The organism is Stenotrophomonas sp. Steno-C18 (genome assembly GCF_056393195.1).
The window spans coordinates 114,886-128,618 of sequence record NZ_JBWJOX010000001.1 but is presented as its reverse complement, the minus strand read 5'-3'; the positions used below and the strand labels follow the sequence as shown (position 1 = coordinate 128,618).

Below are 13,733 nucleotides of genomic sequence, written 5' to 3'. Positions count from 1 at the left end.
TTCACTGCGGAATGACAAGTGCCCGGCGCAGGAAGGCCAGCACGGCGGGGGCGCTTTCCCGGTCGGCGCGGGCATGGCCGGCCGGCGTGCCGCCAACCCGGAGATGCGGGCCGCTGGCGTGACGGAAGGTGGTGGGCTGGTGCATCTGCCCGATCAGGTGACCGGCATCGGAGTAGTACAGCAGCGCATCGGCCTGCGGGACGCTGCGGCGCTGCAGGCGTCGCATGGCGACGGCCGCCATTTCACCGGATGCGCCCAGTTGGTCGTCGCCGCCGGCGACCAGCAGCACGGGGCCGTTGATGCGTTCGATCGGCAAGGTGGCGTTCTCCAGTGCGGCGGCATGGTCGCCCGGCTGGTTCCAGTTGATGTCCTCCAGATAGGGGAGGAACGGCAGGTCGCGGCCCTGATGGCTCAGGGCCGGGAGATCGACCGCGCGGAAGTCCGCCGGCGGCACGTCGCGGCGGATGCCGCGAAACGGAGCAGGGCTGCCCACCCACGACACGACCGCCTTCAGGCGTGGGTCGTGGGCGGCCGATGCCATGGCCACGGTGGCCCCCCAGGAACCGCCCATCACCCCCACCTGGCCAGTGAACGGTTGTGCCTGCAGCCAGTCGATGGCGCGGCTGACCGGGTCGATCGGAACGCGGATCAGGTCTTGGGGCAGGCCTGGCATGCGGTAGTAGGCAAGTGCCACGGCCGCGAAGCCATTGGAGGCCAGCCAGGCCGCGTAGTAGTTGGCGGTGTCGATGCCGCCTTCCGCGCCACCGAGGGTGATCACCACCGGCAGGCGCTGGCCGTCCCGTGCCGCATCCGCAGGCAGGTAGAGGTTGCCGACAAGGCCATCGACGCCCAGTGGGCGGGCACGCACGCCGGGATGGTTGATGCGGCGTAGCAGTTGCTGCTCACCAACCAGCACGCCGTCGATCCAGGCCTGCAGCGTGAACGGTACGGGTTTGAACAGCAGCCCCCCAATATCAGGCCGTATCGGCAGCGGGGAGGGCGGCCCGTCACCGGACACCGGCTGCATCGACCAGAACAGCCCCATGGCGTCCACGCCGCTGTAGGTGCCGGCCTCGGCGCCGGTCCGGCGCGTGTCCACGCGGCCATCGACGTCGGCGCGGAAGGTCGCCTGCGATACCCACTCGACACCGCGGGAATCCTGCAGGGACAGCCGCAGTTGCACCGCCTGCGTCGGCAGCAGTCCTTCCACCTGCATCTGCACGGGCTGGTCGGCGGGCCCATCGGTGGGGGTCACCACGAGGCGGGCGGCATTGGAGGCAAAGCAGGTGCCCAGCAGCAGGGCGGCGAACAGATGACGGTGCATGTGAGGGGAGGACGGTGGACCAACCGCAATGGTGGCGGTGGTGCATGCCGTGGTGTAGCCCCGGGCAGCCCGGATGGCACGGGCCGGGTACAGACTGGCACGAACGGTGCGAACCGGCTCAGCCGCGCCGTGCGATGGCCTGATCGAATGCGTCGCGGTGCGACCGGCTCAGCGGCAGCGCGGTGCCATCAAGCAGTAGCAGGGTTGCATCGCCATTGCGGCGGTGCTGGAGCGAACGCACCCGGGCCAGGTTGACGATCACCGCCCGTTGGACCTGCAGGAAGCCGGCGGGGGCCAGCTGCTGGGCCAGACGCCCGATGCTTTCGCGCAGCAGGTGTACCTGCCGGCCCACATGGACGCAGGCGTAGTGGCCGGCATTGTCGATGTAGTCGATGTCGCCGACGGGGATGTACTCAATGCCGGCGCCGTTGCGGATGCAGAGCGGCTGCGGCGTTGAAGGCGGCGGCTGGACCAATTGCCGACGCACGCGTTGCAACGCGAGCGCCAGGCGCATGCCGTCCAATGGCTTGAGCAGGTAGTCCACGGCACCCAACGCATAGGAATCGACGGCGTGCCGCGCGTGCGCGGTGGTGAAGATCACAAGCGGCGCTGGGGCGGGTAGCCGTTGGGCCAGCTGCATGCCGTCCTGGCCGGGCATCTGGATGTCGAGCAGCAGCAGGTCCACTGTCTGGTGCTGCAGCAGATGGCGTGCCTGTTCGACGTCGGCGGCTTCGCCACGGATGTCGATATCGGCGTGCACGGCCAGCAGGCGGCGCAGCTTGTCGCGGGCCAGTGGAACGTCGTCGACGATGAGCGTGCGGATCATGCCACCTCCATCCTCGCCGGCATCGGCAGTCGGATGCGGGTGTGGCAATGGCCGGCAGCGCGGTTGACGTCCACCGAGGCGCGGCTGCCATGCAGCGCGTGCAGGCGTTGCCGGCTGGCGTCCACGCCGATGCCCCGTCCGGGAGGCGCGCTGCCGCAGGGGTTGCCGATCACGATCTGCAGGATGCCGTCATCGACAGGGTGATCGCGGCATCCGGCACGGTGGAAGCCTGGGCAAACCGCAGGGCGTTCTCGATGAAGGGCTGCAGCAGCAGGCTGGGCACCATCGCCTGCCAGGCATCGGGGTCAGCCTGGAGCTGCAGCGCGATGGGGCGGTCCTGCAGCAACTGCTGGAGCTCGACGAAGGCCACGGCATTGGACACCTCCTCGCGCAGGGGCACGATGGCGGCGTTGTCCAGCAGGGTGCGCAGCAGCTCACCGAGCTGTGCCAGCGCGGCATCGGCGCGGGCCGCATCCCGGTAACCCAGGCTGCCGATGGCATTGAGGGCATTGAACAGGAAGTGGTGGTTCAGGCGTGATGCCAACGCCTGCTCGCGGGCCTGGGCGAGCAGCTCCCCGCGGCGCCGGTAGCGCTGGATGTAGGCAAGGGTCTGCCCGATCCCGATCACGGCAAAATAGGTGGGCAGCGCAAACAGGCTCGTGGCCAGCACCGCACGTGGCCAATGGGCCGGCAATGGCAACGCGGCCGGCAGGTGCGACAGCCCATGGCCCAGTACCCAGCCGGCCAGTGACAACGTGGGAATGAGTGGCAAGCCCACCAACAGCAGCTGGCCGATGACGCGGGTATCGCTGTCCATTCCCAGTGGCCAGCGCCGGCACAATCGCCACAGCCCCGGCGTCGCCAGCACCCACGGCAGCTGGATGCCGAGCAGGAAGACGAAGTTCCTGCCCAGCGATGACCAGAAGGGCGTGGTGCCGGCGTCGCTGGTGAGCTGCACCGCTGGAAGCGTGACCAATGCGAGCAGCAGCCAGCCAGCAGCAATCTGCTGCCAGCCGGGGCGGTTGTCCTTGCTCGCTGCCGTCATGGCGCGCGGGAAAATCAGATGATGCGGACGCGGAAACGCTTGCCCTTGATCTTGCCGGCTTCCAGGCGGGCGACGGCCTTGCCGGCCTGTTCGTGGCTGATGGCCACGTAGGAGCGGGTCGGGAAGATGTCGATCTTGCCGATCGCCTTGGCCGACAGTCCCGCATCGCCGGTCAGCGCGCCGAGGATGTCGCCGGCGCGCAGCTTGTCGGTCTTGCCGCCGTCGATGCGCAGGGTGCTCATCGCCGCCTGCGGCAGCTGCGCCGGACGCGCGGTGGCCAGCGGCGTCTTCTGCCAGTTGAGCGGGTTGCCCTGCTGGGCCTCCAGCGCATCGGCGCGGTTGCGCTCGCGGCCGGCCACCAGGCTCATCGCCAGGCCGCTGCGGCCGGCACGGCCGGTACGGCCGACCCGGTGCTGGAAGGTGTCGATGTCGGTGGGCAGCTCGTAGTTCACGACGGCGGCCAGGTCTTCCACGTCCAGGCCACGCGCGGCCACGTCGCTGGCGACCAGCACGTTGCAGCTGCGGTTGGCGAACTGCAGCAGTACCTCGTCGCGGTCACGCTGCTCCATGTCGCCATGCAGGGCCAGCGCGGAGAAACCGAACTGGCGCAGCGAGTTGGCAACCTCGTCCACATCCTTGCGGGTGTTGCAGAACACCACCGCCGATTCCGGCGTGTACTTCAGCAACAGGCCGCCCAAGGCCTTCTGGCGGTGGGCCGGTTCCACTTCGAAGAACAACTGCTGGATCGCCGGGGCCTCGGCCTGGCCGTCGATGGTGACTTCGGCCGGGTCGTTGAGCAGGGCGCGGGCAAGCTCGCGGATCGCCTCGGGGAAGGTGGCCGAGAACAACAGGCTCTGGCGCTCCTTGTGGGTGCGCCCGGCGATCTCGCGGATAGGTTCCTCGAAACCCATATCGAGCATGCGGTCGGCTTCATCGAGGACGAAGCCGCGTACCTGGCCAAGGTTGAGCGCGCGCTTGCGCGCCAGTTCCTGGATGCGGCCGGGGGTGCCGACCACGACGTGCGGGTCCTGCGCTTCCAGCGAGGCCAGCTGCGGGCCCAGCGGCATGCCGCCGGTGAGGATCAGCAGCTTGAGGTTAGGGATGCCGGTGGCCAGCTTGCGCAGCTGCTTGCCGACCTGGTCGGCCAGTTCGCGGGTGGGGCACAGCACCAGCGCCTGGGTGCGGCCGGTGGCCGGGTCCAGGCGGTTGAGCAGGCCCAGGCCGAAGGCGGCGGTCTTGCCGCTGCCGGTGGGGGCCTGGACGATCACGTCGCGGCCTTCCAGGATCGGCGGCAGGCTCGATGCCTGCACCGGCGTCATCGTGGTGTAGCCCAGGGCGTTGATGCCGGGCGCGAGCGCCGGCGACAGGGGCAGGGTAGAGAAGTCAGTCATGCGGCATTTTCGCAGAAAAGCGAGGGCGTTACGCTGACAGAGGCAAAGCCCCCGAAGGTAGGGCAGGTCGAAGCAATGCGAACCGAAGCAAAGCCCCTCTCCCACACGTGGGAGAGGGGTTGGGGTGAGGGCAGCCTCCAGCCGCAGGCGCAAAGCGCCCCCATCCGCCCTTCGGGCACCTTCCCCCGCAGGCGGGGGAAGGGTGCATCACGGCACTCCCGCCGCTGATCGAAGTAAAGCCCCTCTCCCGCTCAGCGGGAGAGGGGTTGGGGTGAGGGCAGCTTCCAGCCGTAGGCGCAAAGCGCCCCCATCCGCCCTTCGGGCACCTTCCCCCGCAGGCGGGGGAAGGGAGCATCGCGGCACTCCCGCCGCTGATCGAAGCAAAGCCCCTCTCCCGCTTAACGGGAGAGGGGGTTGGGGTGAGGGCGAGGTTGTGACGCGTGAGGCTACGAGTGCAAAGCGCCCCCTTCCGTCCTTCGGGCACCTTCCCCCGCCTGCGGGGGAAGGGAGCATCGCGGCACTCCCGCCGTTGATCGAAGTAAAGCCCCTCTCCCGCTTGGCGGGAGAGGGGTTGGGGTGAGGGCAAGGTTGTGACGCGTGAGGCTACGAGTGCAAAGCGCCCCCCATCCGCCCTTCGGGCACCTTCCCCGCAGGCGGGGGAAGGGAGCATCACCGCTTCAGAGCATCGCCCTGACGCCCAGATTGATCAGCATGCCGCCTGCCAGCAGCCAGCCAAACAGCAGTACCGCCAACAGCATGGGCTTGGTGCCGGCCTGGCGCAGGGCCGAGACGTGGGTGGTCAGGCCGAGTGCGGCCATCGCCATCGCCAGCAGGGCGGTATCCAGATCCACCAGGGCGCTGACCACGCCGGCCGGGAGCAGGTGCAGCGAGTTGAACGCCACCATGGCGATGAAGCCGAACGCGAACCACGGCACGGTGATCTTCGCGCGCTGGCCGTCGCCGGCCGCTTGCCCGCGGGCCAGCAGCGCCGACAGGCCGACCAGGAACGGAGCCAGCATCATCACCCGCACCATCTTGGTGATGACCGCGGCGTCGGCGGCCGGCTCGCTGATCGCCCGACCGGCGGCGACCACCTGGGCCACCTCATGCACAGTGGAGCCGGTGAACACGCCGAAGGCGGTTTCATCCAGCGGCATCCAGCCGGCATTGATGCCCCACTGGTACAGCAGCGGGTACAGGAACATCGCCAGCGTGCCGAAGATCACCACCGTGGCCACGGCCACGGCGACCTGCTCGGCGCGGCCCTTGACCACCGGTTCGGCCGCCATCACCGCCGCCGCGCCGCAGATCGAGCTGCCGGCACCGATCAACAGGGCCGAATTGCGGTCCAGCCCCAGCACCCGGGTGCCCAGCCACCAGGACAGGGCGAAGGTCGAGCACAGCACCAGGGCGTCGATGACCACGCCTGCGGTGCCGACCTGGCCGATGTCCTGCAGGGTCAGGCGCATGCCATAGAGGATGATGCCGGCGCGCAACAGGGTGGCCTTGGAGAAGCCAACGCCTGGGGCCGCCCGGGGAGCCAGCGCCGGGTAAGCGGTGTTGCCGATCACGATGCCGATCACGATGGCCAACGTCAGGGCGCTGATGCCATGGGCCTGCAGCCAGGGCAGGGTGCCCAGCCAGATCGACAGGCCGGCGATCAGGGCGGTCAGCAGCAGGCCGGGGAGGCGGTTCGGGGTGGGCTGGGCCAGCCCTTGCGTAGCGGTGTTCATAACGATGGGTTATCAGGAGATGCCCCATGCTGCTCCCGGCCGCATCAGCTGTAAAACAGATACTATTCGTATATTCAACCTGTTTTATGGGTAGGTCGTGCATCTCTCGCTGCGCCAGCTGCAGATCTTCTCCGCCATTGCCGAGGCCGGGACCACCACCGCCGCCGGCGAAGCCATCGGCCTGTCGCAATCGGCGGTGAGTGCGGCATTGAATGAACTGGAAAGCCTGCTCGGGTTGGCCCTGTTCGACCGCATCGGGCGGCGGCTGGTGCTGAACGGGCACGGTCGCGCGTTGCTGCCGGAGGCCCGGGCGTTGCTGGCGGGCATGGCGGACCTCGAGCGGCGCTTCCGCAGCGGGCAGGCGGGGGGCACCCCGGTGCGCTGGCGGGTGGGGGCGAGCACCACGATCGGCAACTACCTGATGCCTTCACGCATAGCGGACCTGCTGGAGAGCAACGGCCAGGCCCATGTCGACCTGGTGATCGGCAATACCCGCGAGATCACCAGCGCGGTGCAGCGCATGGAGGTGGATGTCGGCCTGATCGAAGGGCCGAACCACGAGCCCGGGCTGGACGTGGCCGAATGGATGGACGACGAGTTGGTCATCGTCTTCGGCGAGCGCCATCCCCGGGCGGCGGCGCTGCGTGCCGGCGCGGGCCTGGAGGCGCTGCGGCAGGCCTGCTGGCTGCTGCGCGAGCCGGGTTCCGGTACCCGCGAGGCGGCCGAACACGCCTTGTTGCCGCACCTGCATGGGTTTGCCGAAGTACTGCAACTGGGCGGTACCGAGGCCATCAAGCAGGGGGCGGTGGCCGGCCTGGGCCTGGCCTGCCTGTCGCGGCATGCGGTGGCCGACCTGGTCGCGCTGGGCAAGCTGCAGGTGCTGGACAGCCCGTTGCCGCCCCTGCGGCGACGCCTGTGGCTGGTCCGTCACCCCGGCAAACGCGTGCCGACCAGCCTGCGCCAGCTGCTGGGGTTGCCGGCCGACGTCTTCGCCGACGGCTGACTCCCGTACAATGTGCGGATGCCTTTGATTACTCTGCAGAACGTCGACTACAGCGTCGGCGGCCCGTTGTTGCTGGAAAAAGCCGAACTGTCGATCGAGCCGGGTGAGCGCATCGCCCTGATCGGTCGCAACGGCGCCGGCAAATCCACCCTGATGAAGCTGATGGCCGGCGAACTGAAGCCGGACGATGGCGAAGTGCGCGTCCAGCAGGGCGTGCGCGTCACCCGCCTGGAGCAGGAAGTGCCGCACGGCGCGGCCGGCAGCGTGTTCGACGTGGTCGCCGATGGGCTCGGCGAGCTGGGCCACTGGCTGGCCGAGTTCCACCGCCTGAGCCACGCCGAGGTGTTCGACGGTGATGCAATGGGCAAGGTGCAGGCCAAGATCGACGGTGCCGACGGCTGGGCCCTGGATCAGCGCGTGGCCGAGACCCTGACCAAGCTGGAGCTGGACGGCGAGGCCGAGTTCGGGCGCCTGTCCGGCGGCATGAAGCGCCGCGTGCTGCTGGCGCGCGCGCTGGTGGCCGGTCCGGACGTGCTGCTGCTGGACGAGCCGACCAACCACCTGGACATCGAGGCGATCGACTGGCTGGAAGGCTTCCTCAAGGGCTGGAACGGCTGCGTGGTGTTCGTCACCCACGACCGCCGCTTCCTGCGTGCGTTGGCCACCCGCATCGTCGAGATCGACCGCGGGCAGGTCACCAGCTGGCCGGGCGATTGGGAGAACTACGAGCGCCGCCGCGAGGAACGCCTCAACGCGCAGGCCCAGGAGAACGCCCGCTTCGACAAGCTGTTGGCGCAGGAAGAGGTCTGGATCCGGCAGGGCATCAAGGCCCGTCGTACCCGCGACGAAGGCCGCGTGCGCCGGCTCAAGGCCATGCGCAACGAGCGCAGCCAGCGCCGCGAGCTGGGGGGCAACGTCAAGCTCGAAGCCGCGGGTGCGGAGAACTCCGGCAAGAAGGTCATCGACATCAAGGACGTGAACTTCGCGTTCGGTGAGCGGGTGATGATCAAGGACTTCTCGACCACCATCCTGCGCGGTGACCGCATCGGCCTGATCGGCCCCAACGGCAGCGGCAAGACCACCTTGCTCAAACTGCTGCTGGGCGAGCTGCAGCCGGACAGCGGCGAAGTGCGCCAGGGCACCAACCTGCAGATCGCCTACTTCGACCAGTACCGCGCCACCCTGCGCGAGGACTGGAGCGCGATCGAGAACGTGGCCGAAGGCGCGGACTTCATCGACCTCAACGGCAAGCGCAAGCACGTGCATGCCTACCTGCAGGACTTCCTGTTCACCCCCGAGCGTGCGCGCGCGCCGATCACCCGCCTGTCCGGCGGCGAGCGCAACCGCCTGCTGCTGGCCAAGCTGTTCGCGCAGCCGTCCAACCTGCTGGTGATGGACGAACCGACCAACGACCTGGACGTGGAAACCCTGGAGCTGCTGGAAGAGCTGCTGGGTGATTACACCGGCACCCTGCTGCTGGTCAGCCATGACCGCGACTTCCTGGACAACGTGGTCACCTCCACGCTGGTGCTGGAAGGCGAGGGCAAGGTGGGCGACTACATCGGTGGCTACACCGACTCGCTGCGCCAGCGCCCGGCGCCTGCCATGAGTGGCATGGCGGTGGCCAAGGCCTCGGCGACCGCGCCGGCGGCCAAGCCGGCTGTCCCGGCGGCCGAGGCGGCACCGGCCAAGCGCAAGCTCAGCTTCAAGGACGCGCGTGAGCTGGAACAGCTGCCGGCGAAGATCGAGCAGTTGGAACTGGACGTGGAAGGCCTGACCAGCGCGATGAACGACCCGGCGTTCTATACCCGTTCCAGCGCCGAGGTCACCGCGCACACGCAGAAGCTGGGCAAGGTGCAGGCCGAGCTGGATGCGGCCTACGCACGCTGGGAAGAGCTGGACGCGTGACCTGAGCGCCAGGGGGTTTGGCGACCGAGGTCGCTCCTGCACTGTGCAGGAGCTGCCTTGGCGGCGAAGCCGGGGCTCATTCGTCCGCAGGGACGCCGGCGTCGGGCAGCTCGAAGAATGCCCAGAACGGCACGTTCTGCTCTGCCCAGCTGATCGCCGTTTCCGAGAGCACATCCAGCAACGTGTTGAAGTCCTCGGGGCTGTCCCGGCGCAGGTCGGTGGCCTCGCTGAACAGCACCGCGTAGCCGTTGGCGGGCAGCCAGGACAAGTCGCGCAGCGCGTCGGACAGGGCATCCCAGTTGCGGCTCCAGCCGGGCGGGAAGTCCAGCTGGGTACCCAGCCGCATCAGCAGGGTGCGCTTGTCGCTGCAGCCTTCCAGGTCCACCCGCAGTACTTTCAGCCCGGCATCGCGGGCCGCCGCGGCCAGGCCACCGAGGTCGCCGTCGCCGACGCCGTAGACGCCGGCCTGGCTGACGTCTTCCAGCCCCATGTCAAAACCGCTGTCGCTCATGGCCGTACTCCGGTGGCGGGGACGCTGAAGCTGCGGAAGCTTTCGTAATGGTCTTCGGTGTAGTACCAGACCTCCGGCGGCGTGCCGCCGGTGACGATGCGCCGGGCGCCACGGTGGTCCAGTCCCGGCGTATCGACGGTGTACTCGCGGTAGTAACCGCGCGGCCGCTGCGGCAGCTGGCGTTCGCGGTTGCCGAACACGCTGCCGTCCTGCCGGTGCGGATACGGGCCGCCGCGCTGGATCAGCGCGATGGTGGCGCGTGCTTCGGCCGGCAGGAAGGCCGGCAATGGGTCCGCCGCTGCGCTGGTCCGCTGGACAGGCGATGCGGTAGCGGGCGGGTCGGCTACCTCCTGGGTCAGCGAGGGCGCGAACTGCGGCGGTGCGGGTTGCTGCACCACGCGCATTCCCCACAGCCCTGCGATCAGAAGGACGATGGCTACAACCAGCAGTAACGGCTTGCGCATGGGCGAAGAGGACGTTGGCGGAACAGGCGACGATTATCACGCCAGCGTGCCGTGTTTGTTGAACGGGAGGTTCAGTCGGTCCACTTCACGCCGGGGTAACAATGGCGACGCATGTTGCTTGCAGGTGATCCATGACCCAAGGGCGGGACAAAGTTTCCTTTACACCGGCCTTGGTAAGTTGACCGTTCGTCCCTACCATTCATACCGCACTGTCCGGTTTTTCGGCCGGACGCAAAAACCGGTATCTAAAGGAGATCCCTCATGGCCTACACCCTGCCCAAGCTGCCCTACGCCTACGACGCCCTCGAACCGCATATCGACGCGGCCACGATGGAGATCCACCACAGCAAGCACCACCAGACCTACATCAACAACGTCAACGCCGCGCTGGAAGGCACCGAGTACGCCGACCTGCCGGTCGAGGAACTGGTCAAGAAGACCAAGTCGCTGCCGGAGAACCTGCAGGGCCCGGTCCGCAACAACGGTGGTGGCCATGCCAACCACTCGCTGTTCTGGACCGTGATGTCGCCCAACGGGGGCGGCCAGCCGGTCGGTGACGTGGCCAAGGCCATCGATGCCCAGTTGGGCGGTTTCGAGAAGTTCAAGGAAGCCTTCACCAAGGCAGCGCTGACCCGCTTCGGCAGCGGCTGGGCTTGGCTGAGCGTGACCCCGGACAAGAAGGTGGTCGTGGAGTCCTCGGCCAACCAGGACAGCCCGCTGATGGACGGCAACACCCCGATCCTGGCGCTGGACGTGTGGGAACACGCCTACTACCTGAAGTACCAGAACCGTCGCCCGGAATACATCGGCGCGTTCTTCAACGTGGTCGACTGGAACGAAGTCGAGCGTCGTTACCAGGAAGCCATCGCCTGACGCCGGGCGCCGGTGTTGCCCTCGGGGCGCACCGGCACGGTCAGTATCCAGCGGAAGCCGGGCCGGAAGGTCCGGCTTTCGTCGTTTCAGGGGGTATCGACGGCGGCGTCGTCGAACGGGCGGGTGATGCGCAGGGTGGCCATCATACCCATCGGCATGGCGGCGCCGGCCTCGCCGGGGGGCAGCACGATGGTCTGCTGCTTGATGTCGGCGAAGCTGCGCACCTGGTAGAGCACGTCCATGCCGTGTTCGTTGTTCTCGCTGGGGCGGGCTTCGCTGCGGCGCGCCGAGGGGTTGCGGCGGGCCGGCTGGAAGCCCGGCAACTGCCGTACCAGCTCATCGGTGGGCGCGCTGAAGTCGCCCACCACCAGCGACGGCAGGCCCTCGCCGGTGGCGTCCATCCAGGTGCGCAGGTCGGCGGCCTGGTGGCCGCGCGCGATGGGCGTGTCCTCGGCCGGGCGCATCCGCGCGGTGTAGATGTTCAGCCGAGCGCGCTGCAACTGCAGGCGCTGCATGCCGGCGATGGCCGGGGTGCCATCGCCATGCAGCAGGGTGATCCCGTCCTCCAGCGTGGCCAGCCGGGTCAATACCGCATTGCCGCGGCGCTGGGCCTGGCTGGGGCGGTCGGCGGAGATGAAGTCACAGCTGTAGCGGAGCTTGCCGCCCAGCCAGCAGGCCGGGTTGCTGGTCTCGCTGTTCTGCTGCACGTCCTGGACCACGATCACGTCCGGATGCAGCTCGGCCAGCAGGCTGGCGATGCGCTCGCGCTCGCCCATCCAGCCTTCGCTGACCGGGGGCAGCCGTACGCTGGCAACCTTGATGACCGGCGCCACTGGCTGGGCCAGCGCCGAGAACGAGAGAACCAACAGCCCGAAACAGCCCCAACGCAGCATTGCCACGGCTCGAATGGATGAGCCGCCATCGTATTCCCAATGCCGTCTAGGGTTCGTGCATATCCGTAGTTCCAGACCCTTCTGCATGCGGTATCAAGCGGTCTGCCGGTACACATGGCAGGTCACGATGCCAGCACGATGCGTTACGCTTGCAACCTTTGTATCAACGGATCGCCTCCAGATGACGACCAGCCACCCCGCCGCCGCAACGCCCAAGGGGCGCATGCCCCGCCAGATCCCCTACATCATCGGCAATGAGGGCTGCGAGCGGTTCAGTTTCTATGGGATGCGCAACATCCTGGTCCAGTTCCTGATCACCTCCACGCTGCTGCAGCACATCCTGGACGCGGATGCGCGCGCGCTGGAAGCCAAGGACCTGATGCACACCTTCATGATCGGCGTGTATTTCTTCCCGCTGCTGGGTGGCTGGGTCGCCGACCGCTTCTTCGGCAAGTACAACACCATCCTGTCCTTCAGCCTGATCTACTGCCTGGGCCATGCGTTCCTGGCAGTGTTCGAGGACAGCCGCATGGGCTTCTTCGCCGGCCTGGGCCTGATCGCCTTCGGCGCGGGCGGCATCAAGCCGCTGGTGGCCTCGTTCGTCGGCGACCAGTTCGACCAGAGCAACAAGCACCTGGCCAAGAAGGTGTTCGACGCCTTCTACTGGATCATCAACTTCGGCTCGCTGTTCGCCTCGCTCAGCATGCCGCTGTTCCTGAAGAACTTCGGGCCGTCGGTGGCCTTCGGTATCCCGGGCCTGCTGATGTTCATCGCCACCTTCGTGTTCTGGCTGGGCCGCAAGCGCTACGTGCTGGTCAAGCCGGACATGGCCGATGACCCGAACTCCTTCGGCAAGGTGATCCGCACCGCGTTGTTCGCGCGCAAGGCCGGCCACGGCCGGCCGGGCCTGGTGCTGGCCGGGCTGGGCCTGGTCGCCGCGGTGGTCTCGCTGGCGATGACCCCGGTGCTGGGCTTCGTGATCGCCGCCTGCATCGCGCTGGTGCTGGTGATCGCCGGTGTCGGCGGCGGCGCCTGGCTGCAGCTGGACCGTGCCCGTGGCATCCATCCGGACGAGGCGGTCAATGGCGTGCGCAACGTGCTGCGGGTGCTGGTGATCTTCGCGCTGGTCACCCCGTTCCATTCGCTGTTCGACCAGAAGGCCTCGACCTGGGTGATCCAGGGCGAGGAAATGACCAAGCCGGCCTGGTTCGTCGCCTCGCAGATGCAGGCGTTGAACCCGGCGCTGGTGATGATCCTGATCCCGTTCAACAACCTGGTGCTGTACCCGCTGCTGGCCAAGCTGGGCTGGGAGCCGACCGCGCTGCGCCGCATGACCGCCGGCATCGCCTTCAGCGGCCTGGCCTGGATCGTGATCGGTGGCATCCAGGTGGTGATGGACGGCGGCGAGCCGATGTCCATCGTCTGGCAGATCCTGCCGTACGCGCTGCTGACCTTCGGCGAGGTGCTGGTCTCGGCGACCGGCCTGGAGTTCGCCTACAGCCAGGCCCCGCAATCGATGAAGGGCGTGGTGATGAGTTTCTGGAACCTGACCACCACGGTCGGTAACCTGTGGGTGCTGCTGGCCAACTTCGCGGTGCGCAATGATGCGGTGACCACCAACATCGCCACCACCGGTCTGAGCGTGACCGCCTTCCAGATGTTCTTCTTCGCCGGATTCGCCCTGCTGGCAGCGTTGGCCTTTGGCTGGTACGCGCGCCGGTACAAGGTCGTCGACAACTACCGCGCAGCCTGAGCCGAGCCT

The 13,733-nt window shown here is 67.9% G+C and carries 13 protein-coding genes; 4 read left to right on the top strand and 9 right to left on the bottom strand.

Going from position 1 to position 13,733, the window contains the following annotated elements:
• Window position 1: 1 nt before the first annotated feature.
• The 6 genes from AC06FE_RS00630 to AC06FE_RS00605 form a co-directional block, all read right to left on the bottom strand.
• The gene (locus tag AC06FE_RS00630) at window positions 2-1,324 is read right to left on the bottom strand and encodes an acyl-CoA thioesterase/bile acid-CoA:amino acid N-acyltransferase family protein (RefSeq protein WP_478071964.1); all 1,323 of its coding nucleotides are present in this window, start codon (window positions 1,322-1,324) and stop codon (window positions 2-4) included.
• Window positions 1,325-1,442: 118 nt separating this feature from the next.
• A complete protein-coding gene (locus AC06FE_RS00625) occupies window positions 1,443-2,150 on the bottom strand; it encodes a LytR/AlgR family response regulator transcription factor (RefSeq protein WP_478071963.1) in 708 nt (235 codons plus the stop codon).
• Window positions 2,147-2,323, bottom strand: coding sequence for a hypothetical protein (locus AC06FE_RS00620; protein WP_478071962.1), 177 nt, complete (start codon window positions 2,321-2,323; stop codon window positions 2,147-2,149). The genes AC06FE_RS00625 and AC06FE_RS00620 overlap by 4 nt, the downstream gene beginning before the upstream one ends.
• Window positions 2,320-3,195 (bottom strand): histidine kinase, encoded by an 876-nt coding sequence (locus tag AC06FE_RS00615; protein WP_478071961.1) that lies wholly within the window; start codon window positions 3,193-3,195, stop codon window positions 2,320-2,322. Before AC06FE_RS00615 ends, AC06FE_RS00620 begins: the two co-directional genes overlap by 4 nt.
• 14 nt (window positions 3,196-3,209) lie before the next feature.
• Window positions 3,210-4,586, bottom strand: a complete 1,377-nt coding sequence (gene dbpA, locus AC06FE_RS00610) for an ATP-dependent RNA helicase DbpA (RefSeq protein WP_478071960.1) — start codon at window positions 4,584-4,586, stop codon at window positions 3,210-3,212.
• Window positions 4,587-5,263: 677 nt separating this feature from the next.
• Entirely contained in the window at window positions 5,264-6,319 is a 1,056-nt protein-coding gene (locus AC06FE_RS00605) for a YeiH family protein (RefSeq protein WP_478071959.1), read from the bottom strand.
• Window positions 6,320-6,416: 97 nt separating this feature from the next.
• Here AC06FE_RS00605 and AC06FE_RS00600 point away from each other — a divergent pair, with 97 nt between their 5' ends.
• Window positions 6,417-7,322, top strand: a complete 906-nt coding sequence (locus tag AC06FE_RS00600; RefSeq protein ID WP_478071958.1) for a LysR family transcriptional regulator — start codon at window positions 6,417-6,419, stop codon at window positions 7,320-7,322.
• An 18-nt stretch (window positions 7,323-7,340) separates the two neighbouring features.
• Window positions 7,341-9,230, top strand: coding sequence for an ATP-binding cassette domain-containing protein (locus AC06FE_RS00595; protein WP_478071957.1), 1,890 nt, complete (start codon window positions 7,341-7,343; stop codon window positions 9,228-9,230).
• Between the two features lie 76 nt (window positions 9,231-9,306).
• Here the strand turns inward: AC06FE_RS00595 and AC06FE_RS00590 are convergent, their stop codons facing one another.
• Both AC06FE_RS00590 and AC06FE_RS00585 read right to left on the bottom strand, forming a co-directional pair.
• Entirely contained in the window at window positions 9,307-9,741 is a 435-nt protein-coding gene (locus tag AC06FE_RS00590; protein ID WP_132864202.1) for a barstar family protein, read from the bottom strand.
• Window positions 9,738-10,205: a guanyl-specific ribonuclease gene (locus tag AC06FE_RS00585; protein ID WP_313250917.1), complete on the bottom strand. Its 468-nt coding sequence runs from the start codon at window positions 10,203-10,205 to the stop codon at window positions 9,738-9,740. Before AC06FE_RS00585 ends, AC06FE_RS00590 begins: the two co-directional genes overlap by 4 nt.
• 261 nt (window positions 10,206-10,466) lie before the next feature.
• On the opposite strand from AC06FE_RS00585, the gene AC06FE_RS00580 reads away from it, so the two are divergent.
• Window positions 10,467-11,078: a superoxide dismutase gene (locus tag AC06FE_RS00580; RefSeq protein WP_132864200.1), complete on the top strand. Its 612-nt coding sequence runs from the start codon at window positions 10,467-10,469 to the stop codon at window positions 11,076-11,078.
• Between the two features lie 86 nt (window positions 11,079-11,164).
• Here the strand turns inward: AC06FE_RS00580 and AC06FE_RS00575 are convergent, their stop codons facing one another.
• On the bottom strand, window positions 11,165-11,971 hold the full coding sequence (locus AC06FE_RS00575; RefSeq protein WP_313251826.1) for an endonuclease/exonuclease/phosphatase family protein: 807 nt from the start codon (window positions 11,969-11,971) through the stop codon (window positions 11,165-11,167).
• A 181-nt stretch (window positions 11,972-12,152) separates the two neighbouring features.
• Here AC06FE_RS00575 and AC06FE_RS00570 point away from each other — a divergent pair, with 181 nt between their 5' ends.
• Entirely contained in the window at window positions 12,153-13,724 is a 1,572-nt protein-coding gene (locus AC06FE_RS00570) for a POT-type proton-dependent oligopeptide transporter (protein WP_478071956.1), read from the top strand.
• The last annotated feature ends 9 nt before the right edge of the window (window positions 13,725-13,733 follow it).

What these genes read in the sequence shown, in the direction of transcription:
- AC06FE_RS00590 (WP_132864202.1), bottom strand. Translation starts at nt 9,741, where the DNA reads ATGAGCGACAGCGGTTTTGACATGGGGCTGGAAGACGTCAGCCAGGCC.
- AC06FE_RS00575 (WP_313251826.1), bottom strand. Translation starts at nt 11,971, where the DNA reads ATGCTGCGTTGGGGCTGTTTCGGGCTGTTGGTTCTCTCGTTCTCGGCG.
- AC06FE_RS00570 (WP_478071956.1), top strand. Translation starts at nt 12,153, where the DNA reads ATGACGACCAGCCACCCCGCCGCCGCAACGCCCAAGGGGCGCATGCCC.
- AC06FE_RS00595 (WP_478071957.1), top strand. Translation starts at nt 7,341, where the DNA reads ATGCCTTTGATTACTCTGCAGAACGTCGACTACAGCGTCGGCGGCCCG.
- AC06FE_RS00605 (WP_478071959.1), bottom strand. Translation starts at nt 6,319, where the DNA reads ATGAACACCGCTACGCAAGGGCTGGCCCAGCCCACCCCGAACCGCCTC.
- AC06FE_RS00585 (WP_313250917.1), bottom strand. Translation starts at nt 10,205, where the DNA reads ATGCGCAAGCCGTTACTGCTGGTTGTAGCCATCGTCCTTCTGATCGCA.
- AC06FE_RS00625 (WP_478071963.1), bottom strand. Translation starts at nt 2,150, where the DNA reads ATGATCCGCACGCTCATCGTCGACGACGTTCCACTGGCCCGCGACAAG.
- AC06FE_RS00630 (WP_478071964.1), bottom strand. Translation starts at nt 1,324, where the DNA reads ATGCACCGTCATCTGTTCGCCGCCCTGCTGCTGGGCACCTGCTTTGCC.
- AC06FE_RS00615 (WP_478071961.1), bottom strand. Translation starts at nt 3,195, where the DNA reads ATGACGGCAGCGAGCAAGGACAACCGCCCCGGCTGGCAGCAGATTGCT.
- AC06FE_RS00580 (WP_132864200.1), top strand. Translation starts at nt 10,467, where the DNA reads ATGGCCTACACCCTGCCCAAGCTGCCCTACGCCTACGACGCCCTCGAA.
- dbpA (WP_478071960.1), bottom strand. Translation starts at nt 4,586, where the DNA reads ATGACTGACTTCTCTACCCTGCCCCTGTCGCCGGCGCTCGCGCCCGGC.